Annotated in this window: 14 protein-coding genes; 8 read left to right on the top strand and 6 right to left on the bottom strand. The window is 66.7% G+C overall.

Features of this window, described 5'->3' with window-relative positions; genetic code table 11:
* Window positions 1-8: 8 nt before the first annotated feature.
* Window positions 9-668 (bottom strand): LysR family transcriptional regulator substrate-binding protein, encoded by a 660-nt coding sequence (locus C1876_RS00350; RefSeq protein WP_114544735.1) that lies wholly within the window; start codon window positions 666-668, stop codon window positions 9-11.
* Window positions 669-734: 66 nt separating this feature from the next.
* The gene (locus C1876_RS00355) at window positions 735-2,078 is read right to left on the bottom strand and encodes a phenylacetate--CoA ligase family protein (RefSeq protein ID WP_114544736.1); all 1,344 of its coding nucleotides are present in this window, start codon (window positions 2,076-2,078) and stop codon (window positions 735-737) included.
* Between the two features lie 184 nt (window positions 2,079-2,262).
* On the opposite strand from C1876_RS00355, the gene C1876_RS00360 reads away from it, so the two are divergent.
* Window positions 2,263-3,186 (top strand): LysR family transcriptional regulator, encoded by a 924-nt coding sequence (locus tag C1876_RS00360; protein WP_114544737.1) that lies wholly within the window; start codon window positions 2,263-2,265, stop codon window positions 3,184-3,186.
* Window positions 3,187-3,512: 326 nt separating this feature from the next.
* On the opposite strand, the gene C1876_RS00365 is transcribed toward C1876_RS00360, so the two are convergent.
* The 3 genes from C1876_RS00365 to C1876_RS00375 all read right to left on the bottom strand — a co-directional run bounded on the left by C1876_RS00365 (window position 3,513) and on the right by C1876_RS00375 (window position 7,550).
* Window positions 3,513-5,033, bottom strand: coding sequence for an IMP dehydrogenase (locus C1876_RS00365; RefSeq protein ID WP_114544738.1), 1,521 nt, complete (start codon window positions 5,031-5,033; stop codon window positions 3,513-3,515).
* Between the two features lie 180 nt (window positions 5,034-5,213).
* Window positions 5,214-6,782: a helix-turn-helix transcriptional regulator gene (locus C1876_RS00370; protein WP_158544496.1), complete on the bottom strand. Its 1,569-nt coding sequence runs from the start codon at window positions 6,780-6,782 to the stop codon at window positions 5,214-5,216.
* Window positions 6,783-6,842: 60 nt separating this feature from the next.
* Complete coding sequence (locus C1876_RS00375; RefSeq protein ID WP_158544498.1) at window positions 6,843-7,550, bottom strand: TorD/DmsD family molecular chaperone; 708 nt, start codon at window positions 7,548-7,550, stop codon at window positions 6,843-6,845.
* Window positions 7,551-7,784: 234 nt separating this feature from the next.
* Here C1876_RS00375 and C1876_RS17465 point away from each other — a divergent pair, with 234 nt between their 5' ends.
* The 6 genes from C1876_RS17465 (at window position 7,785) to C1876_RS00405 (ending at window position 14,357) form a co-directional block, all read left to right on the top strand.
* Window positions 7,785-8,462 (top strand): hypothetical protein, encoded by a 678-nt coding sequence (locus C1876_RS17465; RefSeq protein ID WP_158544500.1) that lies wholly within the window; start codon window positions 7,785-7,787, stop codon window positions 8,460-8,462.
* Between the two features lie 88 nt (window positions 8,463-8,550).
* Window positions 8,551-11,370: a molybdopterin-containing oxidoreductase family protein gene (locus C1876_RS00385; RefSeq protein ID WP_114544742.1), complete on the top strand. Its 2,820-nt coding sequence runs from the start codon at window positions 8,551-8,553 to the stop codon at window positions 11,368-11,370.
* Window positions 11,370-11,957 carry a 4Fe-4S dicluster domain-containing protein gene (locus C1876_RS00390; RefSeq protein WP_114544743.1) on the top strand — a complete coding sequence of 196 codons (588 nt, stop codon included), beginning with the start codon at window positions 11,370-11,372 and terminating at the stop codon, window positions 11,955-11,957. The genes C1876_RS00385 and C1876_RS00390 overlap by 1 nt, the downstream gene beginning before the upstream one ends.
* Window positions 11,957-12,766, top strand: coding sequence for a dimethyl sulfoxide reductase anchor subunit family protein (locus C1876_RS00395; RefSeq protein ID WP_114544744.1), 810 nt, complete (start codon window positions 11,957-11,959; stop codon window positions 12,764-12,766). The genes C1876_RS00390 and C1876_RS00395 overlap by 1 nt, the downstream gene beginning before the upstream one ends.
* A gap of 89 nt (window positions 12,767-12,855) precedes the next feature.
* On the top strand, window positions 12,856-13,440 hold the full coding sequence (locus C1876_RS00400; RefSeq protein WP_114544745.1) for a 4Fe-4S dicluster domain-containing protein: 585 nt from the start codon (window positions 12,856-12,858) through the stop codon (window positions 13,438-13,440).
* A gap of 2 nt (window positions 13,441-13,442) precedes the next feature.
* Window positions 13,443-14,357, top strand: a complete 915-nt coding sequence (locus C1876_RS00405) for a 4Fe-4S binding protein (RefSeq protein WP_114544746.1) — start codon at window positions 13,443-13,445, stop codon at window positions 14,355-14,357.
* A gap of 7 nt (window positions 14,358-14,364) precedes the next feature.
* Here the strand turns inward: C1876_RS00405 and C1876_RS00410 are convergent, their stop codons facing one another.
* Window positions 14,365-15,882 carry a response regulator transcription factor gene (locus tag C1876_RS00410; RefSeq protein ID WP_158544502.1) on the bottom strand — a complete coding sequence of 506 codons (1,518 nt, stop codon included), beginning with the start codon at window positions 15,880-15,882 and terminating at the stop codon, window positions 14,365-14,367.
* A gap of 203 nt (window positions 15,883-16,085) precedes the next feature.
* On the opposite strand from C1876_RS00410, the gene C1876_RS00415 reads away from it, so the two are divergent.
* Window positions 16,086-16,748 carry a cytochrome c3 family protein gene (locus C1876_RS00415; protein ID WP_158544504.1) on the top strand — a complete coding sequence of 221 codons (663 nt, stop codon included), beginning with the start codon at window positions 16,086-16,088 and terminating at the stop codon, window positions 16,746-16,748.
* The last annotated feature ends 74 nt before the right edge of the window (window positions 16,749-16,822 follow it).

Genomic DNA, 16,822 nt, shown 5'->3' on the forward strand with positions numbered 1-16,822 from the left:
TGGATGCGTTAGAAGCGTGCGTACTTCACGAGGTTCTTCTTGAGGGTGTCCACGAAGCGCTGGCCGATCTCGCCAAGCTCTTCACCCTTGCGCACGACGTAGCCGAGACGCAGCTGCACGTCGGTGTCGAGCGGCACGGTGTTGAGGCCGGCGCCGTCGGAGATGCCCACGAGGATGCCGCTGGTCACCGTGTAGCCGTTGAGCGCCACGATGAGCTCGGACAGCGACGCGCGATCGGTGCACGCGATGCTCTTGGCACGCGGCACGCTGGCCAGGGCCTCTTCGGCGAAGGCCACGGGCGAATCCGCGTCCTGCTCGAAGTAGAGGTACGGGAAGTCCTCCATGTCCTCGAGCGTCAGGCTCTCGGCGTTCACCATGGGGTGGCTCTTCGGCAGCGCCACGCGCGGAGCCGACTGAATGAGCTCGACGAACTCGAGACCCGCCGCGTCGAGCGCCGCGTTCACGTCGTCGGCCGTGGCCGAGGTCTCGAACAGCACGCCCAGCTGGCTCTTGCCGCTGGCGACGTCGTCGATGACGCCCTGCGTGGTGCGGTCGCGCAGCGCGTAGCGGTACGCATCGCCGCCCAGCGCCAACACCACGTGCGCGAACGTCTGCACGTTGAACAGGTAATGCTGCCCGGAAACAGCGAAGGTGGTTTCAGTGGTCATAGGTGGTTCCTTTCAGCAAGATCCTTCGACTCCGCGCCTAAGGCGCTCCGCTCAGGATGACAGGGGTTATCGTGTCTGGCAGCCGCGTTCGTCGATGAAGCGCGATGCCTTGTGTTCGGACGACGTGCCCAGCTTGCCCGCATCATACACGATAACCTTGGCCGGGCGCACGCCGGTGTGCGCCTTGAGCGCGGCTTCCGTGCGGCTTGCCACCTCGTCGTAGGGCTCGTCGCTGCCGAGCGAGCGCTCGACGGACACCTCGTACTTGCAGGTGAAGTTCTTCTCGTACACGCGGATGGAGTACTCGCCCGTCAGGCCGTCCAGGCCGCGCACCACGTACTCGATGTCGCTCGGGAACACGTTGACGGCGCCCACGATGAACATCTCGTCCTTGCGACCGGTCACATGGATGCGCGCCAGCGTGCGGCCGCATTCGCAGGTGTCGGTGCTCACGTAGCCGATGTCGCCCGTGCGGAAGCGGATCATCGGGCGCGCCTTCTTGCACAGCGTCGTGTACACGAGCTCGCCCGTCTCGCCGGGAGCCAGCACCTCGCCCGTGGTGGGGTTCACCGTCTCCACGAGGATCTGATCCTCCACGATGTGCAGGCCGTCGTGCGCTTCGCAGGCGGCGGCGCAGGCGCCGTAGATGTCGGACAGCCCGTAGAAGTCCACCACCTTCGCGCCCCACAGGTTCTCGATGGCCTCACGCGTGGACGTGATGGAACCGCCCGCCTCACCGGCCACGATGATGGTATGGATGTTGAAGTCGGTCTTGGGATCGAAGCCCTTTTCCTTGGCGATCTCGCCGAGGTGCCACGCGTAGGACGGCGACGTCCAGATGACCGTGGGCTGGTACTGCTTGAGCACGAACAGCAGACGGTCGGACGGCACGGCGCCCACCCAGATGGCCAGCGCGCCCAAACGCTGCGCGCCGATGACGTCGGGGCCGCCCACGTACAGCGCGAAGTTCAGGCCGTGCACGTAGCGATCGTTCGGACGCATACCCGCCTGCCAGAACAGGCGCGCCTCGGTGTCCTGCCACAGGTCGAAGTCTTCCTGCGTGAAGGGGCTCACTGTGGGAACGCCGGTCGAACCCGACGACGTGGCCATGAAGATGACCTCTTCCTCGGGCACGGAGCACATCTCGCCGAAGAAGCTGCCCACATGCTGCGTTTCGCGCTCCGTCTTCTTGTCGCAGAAGGGAAGCTTCGCGATGTCCTCAAGCGTCTCGATGTCGCTCGGCGCCACGCCGGCCTCGTCGAACGCGCGCTTGTAGTACACCGTGTTGTCGTATGCGTAGGCCACCATGTCCTTCAGGCGTTGCAGTTGCAGCGTCTCAAGCTCAGGCCGCGGCATGCATTCGATCTCCGGATCGTAGTACTTCTGATCGTAGGGGATGTCCTTCGCCATGGTTGCTCCTTGTTCGTTTGCGATTATGCAGCGTATTGCATGAAACCACGAACCGGCCCCAAACACAACCTTCTACGTCATTCGATGTTTTGATGGTTTGCTATCTATTGAATAGATACCTGGGTAGAATGACAAAAAGATCGTCAGACCCGCGCGAACACACGAAGACCCGGAAGGCCCGCCCATGACCCTGCAGCAGTTGCGCTACCTCATCGCCATCGCGGAGTACGGCTCCATCAACGCGGCGGCGCAGAACCTGTACGCCTCGCAGTCGAACCTGTCCACGGCCATCAAGGAGCTTGAGCAGGAGCTGGGCATCACCGTGTTCACGCGCAGCAACCGCGGCGTGACGCTGACGAACGACGGCACCGAGCTGCTGGGTTACGCGCGCCAGGTGATCGAGCAGGCCGACATGCTGGAAACGCGCTACGCCGACAAGGGCGCCACCCACCTGCGCCTGGCCGTGTCCACGCAGCACTACGCGTTCAGCGTGCAGGCCTTCGTCAACGTGGTGGAAGCGTGCGAGGGCGACGAGTACGAGTTCATCCTGCGCGAGGCCACCACGGCGGAAATCATCGACGACGTGCGCACGTTCCGCAGCGAGGTGGGCATCCTGTACACCGACGACTTCAATCGGCGCGTGCTGCAGAAGGCGTTCGACGATGCCGACGTGGCTTACTTCCCGCTGTTCGACGCACGCGTGCACGTGTTCGTGGGCGAGCATCATCCGCTGGCGAACGCGAAGCAGCTGCGTCCCGAAGACCTGGCCGACTACCCGCGTTACTCGTTCGAGCAGGGCACCACGAACTCGTTCTACTATTCCGAAGAGCCGCTCAGCCACCTGCCGCACAAGCGCAACATCCGCATCTCGGATCGCGGCACCCTCACCAACCTGCTGACCAGCTACAACGGCTACACATTGTCAACCGGCGTGCTGTCGGCCGAAATGCATTCGGGCATCGCGTCCATTCCCCTCGCCACCGAGGAGGACATGCAGGTGGGCTACATCATGCACAACGAACGTCGCCCGAGCGAGCTCTTGCTGCGCTACATCGACGAACTCCACGCCATCATCGGCGCCGACCCCACCGTCGTCCCGCACCGGTAGAGCGCGCGAAACCCGGCAATCCCGGATGTTGCAAGCGACTGCTCCGTTCGCAGCGCCTTAGTGGCAAATTTTGACGCGATTGCGGGATTTCGACCTCGATTCCGCCCCGTTTTCGACGCTTGGCCCTCCACCGCCACGCAAAACACCAGGTCGCGTTTTTCTCTCGGCCGACGTGCGCCTTCGCAAGCCCGCAATCGCGTCAAAATTTGCCAATTCCGCGGCTTCTGCGGTGCAGCGCACAAAAAAGCCCGCCGGCGCCGGGAGGGAGGCGCGGGCGGGCTGCAGTGCGCGATGCGAGCCATGTGCGGCTCGGCGTCGCGTATTGCCTAGTGAATGGTGCTGCTCACGTAGGGGGTCTTGTCCTTGAGCACCACGTCGTGAGCGCCGCCCTCGACGATGGACGTGGAAGACACCACCGTGAGCTTCGCCTTCTCCTGCAACTCGGGAATGGTGAGCGCACCGCAGTTGCACATCGTGGACTTCACCTTCGACAGCGTGAGGTCGACGTTGTCCTTGAGCGAGCCGGCGTAGGGGACGTACGAATCGACGCCTTCCTCGAACGACATGCCCTTCTTGTCGCCGCCCAGGTCGTAGCGCTGCCAGTTGCGGGCGCGCGCGGAACCTTCGCCCCAGTACTCCTTCATGTAGGAGCCGTTGATGTTCACCTTGTTCGTGGGGCTCTCGTCGAAGCGGGCGAAATAGCGGCCCAGCATGACGAAGTCGGCGCCCATGGCCAGGGCCAGCGTGAGGTGATGGTCGTACACGATGCCGCCGTCGGAGCAGATGGGGATGTAGACGCCCGTCTCCTCGAAGTACTCGTCGCGGGCCTTCGCCACCTCGATGGTGGCCGTGGCCTGACCGCGGCCGATGCCCTTCTGCTCGCGCGTAATGCAGATGGAACCGCCGCCGATGCCGATCTTGATGAAGTCGGCGCCCGCGTCGGCCAGGAAGCGGAAGCCCTCGGCGTCAACCACGTTGCCGGCGCCCACCTTCACGTCGTCGCCGTAGTGCTCGCGAATCCACTCGATGGTGAACTTCTGCCAGTCGGAATAGCCCTCGGAGCTGTCGATGCACAGCACGTCGGCACCGGCCGCCACCAGGGCGGGCACGCGCTCGGCGTAGTCGCGGGTGTTGATGCCCGCGCCCACCATGTAGCGCTTGTGGGAGTCCAGCATCTCGTTCGGGTTGGACTTGTGCGAATCGTAGTCCTTGCGGAACACCAGATACATGAGATGGTCTTCGTCGTCCACCACGGGCAGGGAGTTCAGCTTGTTGTCCCAGATGATGTCGTTGGCGGTTTTCAGGCTCGTGTCGGCCGGAGCCACGATCATCTTGTCGCGCGGGGTCATGAAGTCGGCCACCTTCGCGTCCATGGACATGCGGGACAGACGGTAGTCGCGGTCGGTCACCACGCCCACCAGCTTGCCGTGCGGCGTGCCGTCCTCGGTGACGGGCATCGTGGAGTGGCCGTGCTCGTCCTTGAGGGCCACCACGTCGGCAAGCGTCATCTCGGGCGACAGGTTCGCGTCGCTCGTCACGAAACCGGCCTTGTGCTCCTTGACGCGGGCCACCATGGCCGCCTGATCCTCGATGGTCTGCGAGCCGAACACGAACGACAGACCGCCTTCGGTGGCAAGCGCAATGGCCATGCCGTCGTCGGACACGGCCTGCATGATGGCGGATACCATGGGGATATTCAACGAGATCGGTGCTTCCTCGCCCCGCTTGTACTTCACGAGCGGCGTCTTCAAGCTGACGTCCGTGGGAATGCACTGGGCCGACGAATAACCCGGAACGAGCAGGTACTCGTTAAAGGTTCGGGACGGCTCGTCGAAATAGTATGCCATGAACTCCTCCATCTGCGATCGGTGCGGTGTGGGACGTCGCGCGGAAACGCCGTACGCGCCCCGCCGAGCATCCGTTGCTCAGGTGTTACTCGCTATTATAGCCACGAGCGGTGCCCCCACGCGAGCATTCGCAGGGAATGTGGAGAAATATTCGCGGGCCGCTCAAGGGCGCCGCCCCCGTTAGACCTCGCGCGCCTCGACGTACGCGCGCACACGGTCGGCAAGCTCCTGGCGCGAATGGACGTCGAGCTTCGCGTAAATGTTGCGCGTGTGCGCTCGCGTCGTGTACAGCGACACGGTGAGCGCGTCGGAGATGGACTGCGATCCGTAGCCGCGCGCCAGCATGACGAGCACTTCCTTCTCGCGCTCGGTGAGCTGCGCCTCGTCGCCCAGCTCGAGGCAGCGCTGCTTCCAATGGCCGTGCCGCGTGGCCTCTTCCGGCTCCGCCGCGCCGTCCGTCGCGCTCGTCGCCACGCCTTCGCCCACACCCGCAGCGCCCTCCCCCGCCGCCGCGCGTTGCACGCTTGGCGCGTCCTCGTCGGGAATGGGCAGCAGCAGCCGATCCACCTGCTTCTCGGGAAAGAGGAAGAACACCGCCACAGCCGCGGCGAACAGGATGACGAACACCACGGTGGACAGGGGCAACGCGTTCGCGTCCATCGTGGCGCACGCGCTGCCCACCGCGTTGCCCGCCGTCACGCCGAACGCGATGACTGCGCGCCCAAGCGCCACCACCAGCACGGCCGACGCTTTCGACTGGTACACGATGTAGGAGAAGATATACCACATGACCACGTCGAACAGCTGAAACGCCACGCCCGACAACACCACGCCCACGCTTGCGCTGCCGGGGAAGAAGTACGTCACCAGCAGCGAGAAGATGATGACGAGGGCCATCGGGTAGAACAGGTGCCCGAAGTTGAGCGCCCTCTCTTTGACGGCCACCACGATGACGAGCACGATGAGGCACACCGCCGTGACGAACGCGGTGATGCTGCCGTCCTCGGACAGCTGCAGCGGGCTGACCAGCACCTGATACAGGCCCTTGCCGAAGTTCGCCGCCACGCCGAGGATGCCCACCACCAGCAGGAAGCGGTAGAACGTCGGCACGGGCTTGAGCCGCTCGCTTTCGGATGCAACCGGCACCGCGGGCTTCGACGCGCCCACCGCGAAGCAGGCCGCCGACACGAGGGGCAGCGCCACAAACAGCGCCGCGCTGTACGGCTGCGGCAGCCCGAGCACCATGAACTGCATGAGCGCCGCCACCAGCTCGCAGTACAGGATGAGCGTGAGCGCGCGGCGCGGGCGCACCGAGCACAGCAGCAGGCCGGCGTTCAGGCTGAGCGCCGCCGTCCCGACGCCCGTGAGCGCGCTGCCCACCGTGAACACGACGCGCGAGGGAATGAATGCAGGGCCGGCCAGGATGATGAGCACGCAGCCCACGGCCGCGGCCACGCCGCCGCCCATCACGAACCACGGGCGCTGCGCGATGGCGGCAGCGCGCTTCGACAACGCCGCGAACAGCAGCAACGTCACTGCATGGGCCACCGTCGAGGCGAAGAACATGTCGGACACCACCGACGCAGTGGCCTCCACCCCGTCCACCCACACGGAGCTTTTGTAGGCCACGCCGAACCACGCAACCCAGAATCCGAACCCGAAGAACTTCAACTGCGGCATGCGATCGTCAAGCAGCGACGCCCAAGCCCCCAGGCTGCGCCGCGCGCGTTGCCGCTCCCCACTCGGCATGAGATCCCCCTTGCTCCCGGCGCGGCCCCTGCCGCGCCGCCGTTTCGCCATGCGGCAATCCTAGCACACCGCCGCATCCTCCAACGCGGCGGCCGTCTCGTCGAGCAGCGCCTCGTCGGCGTGCACGAACCCGCGCGTGAGCTTGGCCAGGCCGCGGTAGAACCGCGTGCGAGCGCAGCTTTCGAGGCAGTCGGCGTATGCGTCGATCCAGTTGAGCAGGTGATGGCGATGGAACGTCCGCTGCACATCCACCGCGCGCCGCGCCTCTTCCGCATCGCCGCGGGCGAGCGCGCACGCCGCCGCCTCGGCCTGCGTCGCCATGAATTCCAACTCGAAGCTCAGGTGATCCTCGGGCGTGCGCAGCGCCTCGTCCACCGCAAGGTGCTGCTCGCAGAACAGGCGGTACACGTCGTCGCGCGCCTCCTGCATGAGCAGCCCGCTCTCGGAGGTGAACACGCTCTCGTAGGGCGTGGCGCGCCGCTCCTCGTACGAGCCGGCGGCGAGCAGCGCGCAGGCGAAATCGCTCGCCAGCTCCTGCCGGGTGCCGCCGTCGCGCCGCGCGAGGTACGCGGCCATGTCGGCATAGCCCGCGCGCATGAGCGCGTCGTCGGCTTCGATAGCGGCCAGGTCGCTCGCGGCCAAACGGTCGATGCCGTCCTGGTCGAGCTCCTTGAAGTAGAACGACGCGAGCGTGCGGTAGAACGCCGCCCGCGCCTCCTCGGCGGCGCGCACCTGCTCGAGCATCGTTGCCTGTTCGTTCGATCCCATAGGGTCCCCTTTCGTCTGCGCTCGTCTTGCTCGTCCCATCCTACGAGCGCCCCCGCCGCGGCGAATCGCCCGTTTCGTTCTATCTTGCCGCGCATCGCCCCGGCGACTAGTCACCGATTGACTAGACGGACGCCCCCTGCTCGACGATTTAGAACAGCGTTGACGATGCGGCGTCCGGCACCGAGCCGTAGGGTGCAATCCGACGAGAGCAATCGAGCAGCAAGGGGGAACGACATGGAACACGGCACCGCGCCCGCAGCGGAATCGACGGAAGATCTGACGGAAGAACGCGTCGCCCGCGTCGTGGACAGCCTGTACAACCATCCGCGCCATCGCGAGCTGCTGTACAAGACGCTGGACTTCTGCGACGAGGAGCGGCGCTTCGAGGAGGCCGAGGCCTTCATCGAGGCGCAGCCCGAACGCGCGCAGGCGCTTCAGGCGCCCTTCACGCTCGTACGGTGCCTCGTCGATGCGGGCGGGCTCGCCCTCGTGCGGCGCGACGCCGCGGGCAACGCGCTCGACGACGGCGGCGATGCCGGAGCTGACGCCGACGCCTCCCACCTTGCCGCCGAACCCCGCGAAGCCTTCCGCATAGTGCGCACCACGCCCGCCGGACGCGCGGCCGTCGAGCTGCTTGCTCCCGAGCGCCGCATCGCCGCCTGCGTGAACGCCGTGCCGGCGCGCCGCGACGCCTTCGCCGCCGTGCTCGCCTTCTGCGAGCAGCCGCGCACGCTCGACGCCGTCAAGCAGCTGCTCGCCAACCATCCCGCGCTCGAGCCGAGCGCGGGCACGGCGGGACAGCGCCTGCACGCCGTCTACTTCATCGATCGCCTGAGCGAGGCCGGCGGCCTCGTGTGGGATCACGCCTGGGTCACCACCGATGCCGGAAAGCGCTTTCTCGCATCGGTTTGACGGAAGCGCACGCCGCGCTTCGGGCGCGCGGGCGTTTCGCCATAGATAAAGCACGTATCACAAGACGAGCGAACAAGAAGGAGGGAACATGACACAGACGAACCTCACCCGACGCGGTTTCGTGCAAGCCTCGGCCCTGGCCGCCGGCGCGGCGGCACTTGCGGGCGGCGTTTCCGCGGTGAGCAACCTGGCGCCGAGCGACAAGGCGTACGCCGCCGACGAGGTCAAGCTCGTGCACACGTCGTGCCGCGCCTGCATCTCGAACTGCGGCATCATCGCGCACGTGCAGAACGGCCGCGTCGTGAAGCTGGAAGGCGACCCCGCCGACCCCATGTCCGAGGGCCGCGTGTGCCCGAAGGGCCTGTCGGGCATCCAGGCGCTGTACCATCCCAATCGCAACAAGTACCCCATGAAGCGCGTGGGCGAACGCGGCGGCAACCAATGGGAACGCGTGAGCTGGGAAGAAGCCATCGACACCATCGCCGATGCGCTCATGGACATGAAGGAGAAGACGGGGCTCGAAGGCCTGCTGTGCTCCACGGGAGGCGGCGGCAACCCGCAGTTCTTCAGCCCGCCCCGCTTCCGCAACTTCTGGGGCGCCGGCAACGTGTTCGAACCGGGCTGCGCGCAGTGCTACCTGCCGCGCAACTACACCATGCCGCTCATCAACGGCACGAGCGACACGTCCATCGCCGACTCGGGCTGCGCCGAGCTGTACAACCCGAACGTGTCCATCGAGACGTACGTCATGTGGGGCACCGGTCCCGCGCAGCACGCGCCGTCCTCGGCCGGCCGCGCCGTGGTGGAACTGCGCGTCGCCGGCGTGAAAACGGTGGTGGTCGACCCGCGCTTCACGCCCGACGCGGCGCGCGCCGACGTGTGGCTGCCCATCCGCCCCGGCACCGACGTTGCCATGATGCTGGGGTGGATGCGCTACCTCATTGAGAACAAGCTGTACGACGAGGAGTTCTGCACGAAGTGGACGAACCTGCCCTTCCTCGTGGACCCGAGCGACCCCGCGGGCGCGCTGCTGCGCGCGAGCAAGGTGTTCGCCGACGTCACCGCCGAGAACGAGGGCTACGTGTACTACGACGAGGGCACCGGCGAGGTGACGAAGGCCGTGGCGCTCTCGCCCGACAACGAGGCGACGTACCGTCCGGCTCTGTTCGGCACCTACGACGTGACCCTGGCCGACGGCTCCACCGTCAAGGCCAAAACCGCGTTCGAAGCGTACAAGGACCAGGCCGACGAGTACACGCTCGAGCGCGTGGCCGACATCTGCTGGGTGGACGCGGGCGACCTCGAGGAAGCCATCAAGCTGTACGCCACCGTGGAGTCCGGCGGCATCAGCCTGGGCGTGGCCACCGACCAGTACCCCCAGTCCACGCAGGCCGCCATCGGCGCGGCCGCGCTCGATTGCATGCGCGGCTACATCGACAAGCCCGGCAGCCCGGCGAACGGCTTCCCGCACGCGGCCGAGTCAACCGTGTTCCCCGACGGGTTCATGGGAACGGCGCCGTACCAGTTCCAAAAGCCCGAGAACATCCAGAACCGTCTGGGCTACGTGGAGCACAAAGGGCTCGGCGGCTGGATGCACAGCCACATTCCCACCATACTGAACGCCATCCTCACCGGCGAGCCCTATCAGCCGCACATCTGGATCGAGCGCTCGGGCAACAAGATGGCCATGCTGGGCAACGCGTCGTCGTGGGTGGACGCGTTCCCGAAGCTCGACCTCATCGTGCACATGTACATGTACCCCACGTCGTTCTCCACCGAAGCGGCCGACATCCTGCTGCCCACGGCGGAGTGGCTGGAAACGGCCTTCATCCAGGGACGCTTGTACGCCGTGCTGCTGCGTCAGCCGGTGACGAACCTGTTCGAATGCATCGACGAGACGTTCATCTGGGCGAAGCTGGCGAAATCCCTGGCCGAGCGCGGCCACGAGGGCATGCAGAAGTCCTTCGACCAGGAGGCCTGCGGCGCCACGCCCGCCTACTGGGAGACGATGGACGAGTACTACGAATGGGTGGCCTCGAACGTGGGCATGACCTGGGACGAGCTGAAGCAGAAAGCCCCGTACAACGACATGGAGCCCGAGCAGTACTGGGACGCCGCCTACGAGGACACCTACCGCGGCCTGTCCAAGGACGGCAGCACGTACGCCGGATTCGCGCGCTGCGCCGCGGGCGACATCAAGGACAACCCGCTCAAGTGCGGCCCCTACGGCGACACGATGATCTACATCGGCCGTCACGGCGCCGAGCAGTTCGACATGCCCGCCGCCTCAAGCGAGTACCTTCCCATGCCGTACTACAAGGAGCCCGAGGATTACACGGACTACGCCGACGCCTACCCGCTCGTGCTCACCGAAGGCCGCATTCCCTACTTCCACCACGGCACGCTGCGCAACAACCCCTACATCCGCGAAATCTACCCCGCACCCGAGGTGTGGATCAGTCCCGAGTACGCCTCCGAGCACGGCATTGCCGACGGCGATTGGGTGAACGTGAAGTCGCCCCGCACCGACGGCCTCGACGTGTTCAGCGACCTGAGCACCGGCAAGGAGCTCACCGCCGAGGGACAGAACCTCGTGAAGGACGGCATCTACGGCGTTGCCAAGGTGACCGAGGGCATTGCGAAGGACTGCGCCTACATGGAGCGCTTCTGGAATCCCGAGTTCCTCGAGGATGGCAAGGACCCGCGCAAGAGCTGGACCACGTGCAACATGAACGTGCTGACGAAGAACACGGGCTACTACAACCCCGAGTTCGGCACGTACACCCTGCGCGGCATCAACGTGAAGATCGAGAAGGCCGCGCGTCCCGACGGCATCTGGTACGAGCCCACCGACTTCGCGCCCTGGCTGCCGCAACCCACTGAGAACACCGGAGGAGGTGCCGCATAATGGCGCATTACGCAATCGTCGTCGATCTCGATCGCTGCATCGGCTGCCATGGCTGCGAGATCGCGTGCAAGAACGAGAACGAAGTTGAGCTGGGCTCGTTCTGGAACAAGGTGGTGCAGGTGGGCCCGTTCGGCGACTACCCGCACCTGCAGCAGTACTTTCTGCCGGTCATGTGCCAGCAGTGCGAAAACGCCCCCTGCACGCACGTGTGCCCGACGGGCGCGTCGTACCGCGACCCCGACACGAACGTGGTGCTGGTGGACAAGGAGAAGTGCATCGGCTGCAAGTACTGCATGATGGCCTGTCCCTACGGCGTGCGCTCGTGGAGCCCATCGGAGCACGTGGTGGAGAAATGCACGCTGTGCGGCCAGCTGACCGCCGCGGGCGAGCTGCCGAAGTGCGTGGCGGCCTGCTGCGGGTCGGCGCGCTTCTACGGCGACCTCGACGACCCCTCCTCCGACGCCGCGAAGGCGCTCGCAGCTGCGGGGTCCGGCTCCGTGCACCGTTTGAAGGACGTGGGCAACGGACCGCAGACCGCCTACATCCTGTCCTCAAAATACGCCGACTGGAAGGAGGAGATCGACTAATGGATATCCAATGGTCCCTCGTCATCTTCACCGTGCTCACGGGCCTGGGCGGATGGCTGTTCTTCTTCGTCGGCCTGAACGTGCTGCTGGGCAAAACCGACAAGGGCGCGTTCGCCGGCACCGTGGCGGCCCTCGCGCTGGCCATCGTGGGCGGCTGCGCGTCGGTCACGCACCTGTCGCACCCCGACCGCATGCTGGGCGCCCTGCAGCATCCCACGTCGGGCATCTTCACCGAGGCCGTGCTGGTGGGCCTGCTGTGCATCACGCTCGTCGCGTTCCTCGTGATGCTCAAGCGCTCCATCGCGGGCACGCCGCTCAAGGCCGTGGCCATCGTGGGCATGACGCTGGGCGTGCTCATGTCGTTCATGGCCGGTCAGAGCTACCTCATGGACGCCATCGCCGCGTGGAACACCGAGCTGCTGCCGCTCGGCTACCTGGGCACCGCCGCAGCGGCGGGCGCGGCGGCCTACCTCATGCTCATCGCGGCGCAGAAGGCCGACGAATCCGCCGTGAGCTTCTTCGGGCTCATGACGCTGGTGGCGGGCGCGGTGTCCCTCGTGACCACCGTTGCGTACGGCGCGATGGCGGGCGTGTTCGCAGGTTCGACGGCGCTCGTGTACGCCGGCGGTGCCGTGCTGTGCGGCAGCGTCGTGCCGCTCGTCTTCGGCGCGCTTGCCTGGAAGCGGCCTGGAAATGCGCTCGTGGCGGGGCTGGTTGCCCTCGCGGGCGCCCTCGTCGGGTCGTGCGCGTTCCGCTGCGCCATGTGGTTGCTGGGCGCGGGGCTGTACGACTTCTTCGGGCTCATCTAGGTTCGTGCCGTCCGGCGCGCCCCGAAGCGCGCCGGACGGCACGATGGTTCCCCCCTTCCTTCCCTCCTCCGACTGCAAAGGAGCACGCCATGGCATATTCCCTTTCTCGACGCGGCCTCGTTGCGGGCGGCGCGCTCGTGGCGGCGAACTTCGCCGTCGGAGGAGCCGCCCGGGCGCTCGACGGGTCGCGCAGCGCGCTGCGACCGCCGGGCGCTCAGGACGAGGAGCGTTTTCGCGCGCTCTGCCTTGCGTGCGACCGCTGCCGCTCCATCTGCCCGCAGGGATGCGTGCGCACCGCCACGCTTGAGGACGGGCTGCTGAACTGGCGCACGCCCGTCATGGATTTTCATCGCGGCATCTGCGACTTTTGCGGGCGCTGCGAGACGGCGTGCCCCACCGGCGCCATCGTCGGCGTGAGCGAGGACGAAAGCCGCATCGGGGTGGCCGTCATCGACGACGAGCGCTGCATCGGGTGGATTCAAGGAAGCTGCCGCGTGTGCGTGGACGCGTGCCCCTACGACGCGATTTCCACCGACGCGTCGGGGCGTCCCGTCGTGGACGCCACGCGCTGCAACGGCTGCGGCATCTGCGAGTATCGCTGCCCGTCGAACACGTACCGGTCGTTCTCGGGCGGCACGCGCCGTGGCATCAACGTGGAGAAAGTCGAGGCATAGCCATGGCGAAGAACAAGGTGCCGCACGCACGATTCCCCTTCCCGAAAGCCCGCGCGCTCGTCTTCGCCGCATTCGTGGCGTTCGTGGTGGCGGGCTTGGCGTTTCGCATCGGCACGGGAACGCCCTCGGCCTTCGGCATCGACGCGATTGCCGCCGTGTGCCCGCTGGGGGCGCTCGAAACCATGGCGGGTGCGAAGGACGTCATGCTGCACCCGTTGCTGCTGCTCATCGCCGTAGTTGCCATCATCGTGCTCGTGGGCAAGGCGTTCTGCGCCTGGCTCTGCCCCGTGCCGTGGCTGCAAAAGCTCGTGCGACCCAAACCCTCCCGCAAGTCCGCCGAGCTCTCCGCCGGCGATGCCACCTGCGACGCCACCTGCGGCTCGTCCTGCGGGTCCTCCTGCGCTGCCGAGGGCGCCTGCCCGTCGTGCGCCCTCGCGCCGGTGGGCGGCAAGCGCGACGGCTTCCGCCTCGACACGCGCCACGCCACGCTGCTGGGCGCGTTGGGAGCCACCGCCGTGTTCGGATTCCCGGTGTTCTGCCTCGTGTGCCCCGTCGGGCTCACCTTCGCCACGCTCATCGGACTGTGGCATCTGTTCCAGTTCAACGAGACGTCCTGGGGCCTCATCCTGTTTCCCGCCATCCTCGCAATCGAGGTGCTCGTGCTGCGGAAGTGGTGCGTGAACATCTGTCCCATCAGCGCCCTCGTGTCGCTCATCTCGAACGCGAACCGCACCCTGCGGCCGCGCGTCGACCGCGCCGCGTGCCTGCGCGAACGCGGCATCGACTGCCGCGCCTGCGTGGACGCATGCCCCGAGCAGGTGGACCCCCACAGCGCCCGCATCCCCGAGTGCTCCAAGTGCGGCGCCTGCATCGCGTCGTGCCCCGCCCAAGCCATCCGCCTGAAGCTGCGTTCGTAGGGCCTCCTCAGCCGCGCGCGTACCGCTCGACGACGTCGAGGAGCTCCTGCTTGCTGTGCACATCGAGCTTGCGGTAGATGTTGCGTCGGTGCGTGATGGCGGTGCCCTCCGAAATGACCAGCTCGCTCTGCACGCGCGCAAGCGTGTTGCCCCGTCCCAGCACCACGAGCACGTCAAGCTCGCGTGGCGTGAGCCCCCGGTCGAACGCGATGCGCCGGTACGCCTCCTGCAACGCGTCGGGCGCGTCGCCCTCGCTGCGCGCTTCCAACCCGGAGAACGACCGCGGCGCCGGCATCACCTGCGTGATGCGGCCGCGCGCGATGAGCTCCACCCGGCGCAGCATCGACCCGCGCAGCACCACGTTCGTCGCGCAGAACAGCACGATGAGCGCGAACGAGGTGACCACGCTCACCTTCACGATGCCGTCGGGCGACCCGGATGCCACCGTTTCGAAGTCGGGCGTCATCGTCCACCCGATGGCCACGAGCGCGCCCACGGCAACGCCCAGGCAGAACGCTGCCGGCCCGAGGCCGCAGGGGTCGCACCACAGCCGCAGCGCTCGGTTCACCCGCGAGCCCATCACCAGAAGCGACCCCGCCAGCGACCCGATCCACAGCATGCAGAACGCCACGGACACGTTGAGCGATATCGGCGTGCCCGGGTTGACCGGGAACAGGGCCAGCAGCGCCACCACGAACGAGAGGTGGAACGCCAGCATGAAGTTCGGCTCGCGCTTGGGCAGCCACGCGCACAGCAGTACGAGCAGGAACACAGGGGCAACCAGCAGCAATACCAGAAACGTGTCGCCGGACACGACCGCGAACCGCGCGGAGGCGAACTGGATGAGCGCGAACGTGGTCACCGCGCCCGACGCCGCGAACGCTCCCGCGTAGCGCTTCAGAAACGAGGCCGTTTGCAGCGTGAGCAACCGCGTGACCACCACGTCCTGCGCATCGGGCGTCAGCGCGCGAGGGCGCACGGCGAGCGAGGCCACGCCTGCAAGCCCCGCCAGACTCGCCTCCGGGCCGCCGCCCGCGAACAGGGCGTACAGCAGCGCCGACCACGACGCCAGCAGGGCGGCCGCGCACGCCACCACCCCCCGCTCCGACACGCTTGCCACGCTTCGCTCCCACCGGACAAGCGCGAGGCCCATCGCGAACCCCAACAGCGCCATCGCCAACGCCTGCAACGCGAGGCCCGCCTCGCCCGCGCCATACGCCAACAGCGCGATCACGCATCCCAGGCTCCCCGCGCTTGCCGCAAGCAGGTCCCCCGTGCGCGCGTACCCCGTCCCGATGCGCTTCGCCACCCACAGCGCGGCCACCGCCGCAAGCGCGGTCGACCCGAAGAACACGGCCGTTGCCAACAGCGGCGCCAACATGACGCCCCGCTCCAACGGGTGCGCGACGGCCACGGCCCACGGCACCCAAAACCACAGCAGCGCCAGTCCAACGGCGCAGCGTGCCGTGCGCGCCGCACCGCGTTCAACCCGGGCGCCCCGCGCGCCCTCGTCCCCTTGTGCCATATGCCCCTCCAAGAACATGCAGCTTGTTTGAAAGCGCCTTCATCATAGCGTGCTTCGCGGAGTACGAACGGCCCGCCAACAGGAAATACTCTGAAACAGATGAAGGGTTTTCACCGCAAATCATATGGCAGAGGGGAGTTCTGCGCCCGCCCCTCCTGCCACCATGGAGCCCGTTGAAATTCATGCCACGGAAAGGAGGAACCATGAAGGTGAACAGAGGGGAAGCGGCCGTTGCGCACGCCATGCCCAAGAGGGCCGCGTTGCTGGCCGTCTGCGCAAGCATGCTCGCCTGCGCCGCGGGACTGGGGTGCCTGCAAGGATGCGCGCCGCAGGCAACCTCGGAGGGCGCTTCGGGAAGCGGGCAGCCGCAAGCGGCGGCCGCAAGCGCGTCGGTCACGCTCACGGATTGGACGCCGGAAACCGATTGCAGCACCTGCCACAGCACCGAAGCAACGTCGCGGCAGGATGCGGCATGCACGGCTTCGCTGCACACGAGCCTGCAATGCGCCGACTGCCACACCGATACGACCACGCTCGCAAAACAGCACGAGGGCGCATCGTCGGACGACCGCATGCCGTCGCGGCTCAAACAGACCACCGTCGATTCGTCGGTTTGCCTCGGCTGCCACGATCAGGACGAGATCGCCGCCGAAAGCGCCGCCTGCACCGCGCTCGCGGATGCGGAGGGCACGACGGTGAACCCGCATCAGCTGCCCGACACCGAGACGCACGGCCAAATCGTCTGCACCGACTGCCACACCATGCACGAAGAGCAGACCGACCTGCAAGCCGATGCCAAGGCGTACTGCCTCACCTGCCATCACGCCGACGTGTTCGAATGCTACACCTGCCACGAGCACAGCTAGGAATCGGGGGCGTGCGATGCCAAGCCGCGCGACAGCCCGTTCCAACCGCATCAACCGTATCTACCATCTGTCTG

The sequence above is a fragment of the Eggerthella sinensis genome (assembly GCF_003339815.1).
Classification (GTDB): domain Bacteria; phylum Actinomycetota; class Coriobacteriia; order Coriobacteriales; family Eggerthellaceae; genus Eggerthella; species Eggerthella sinensis.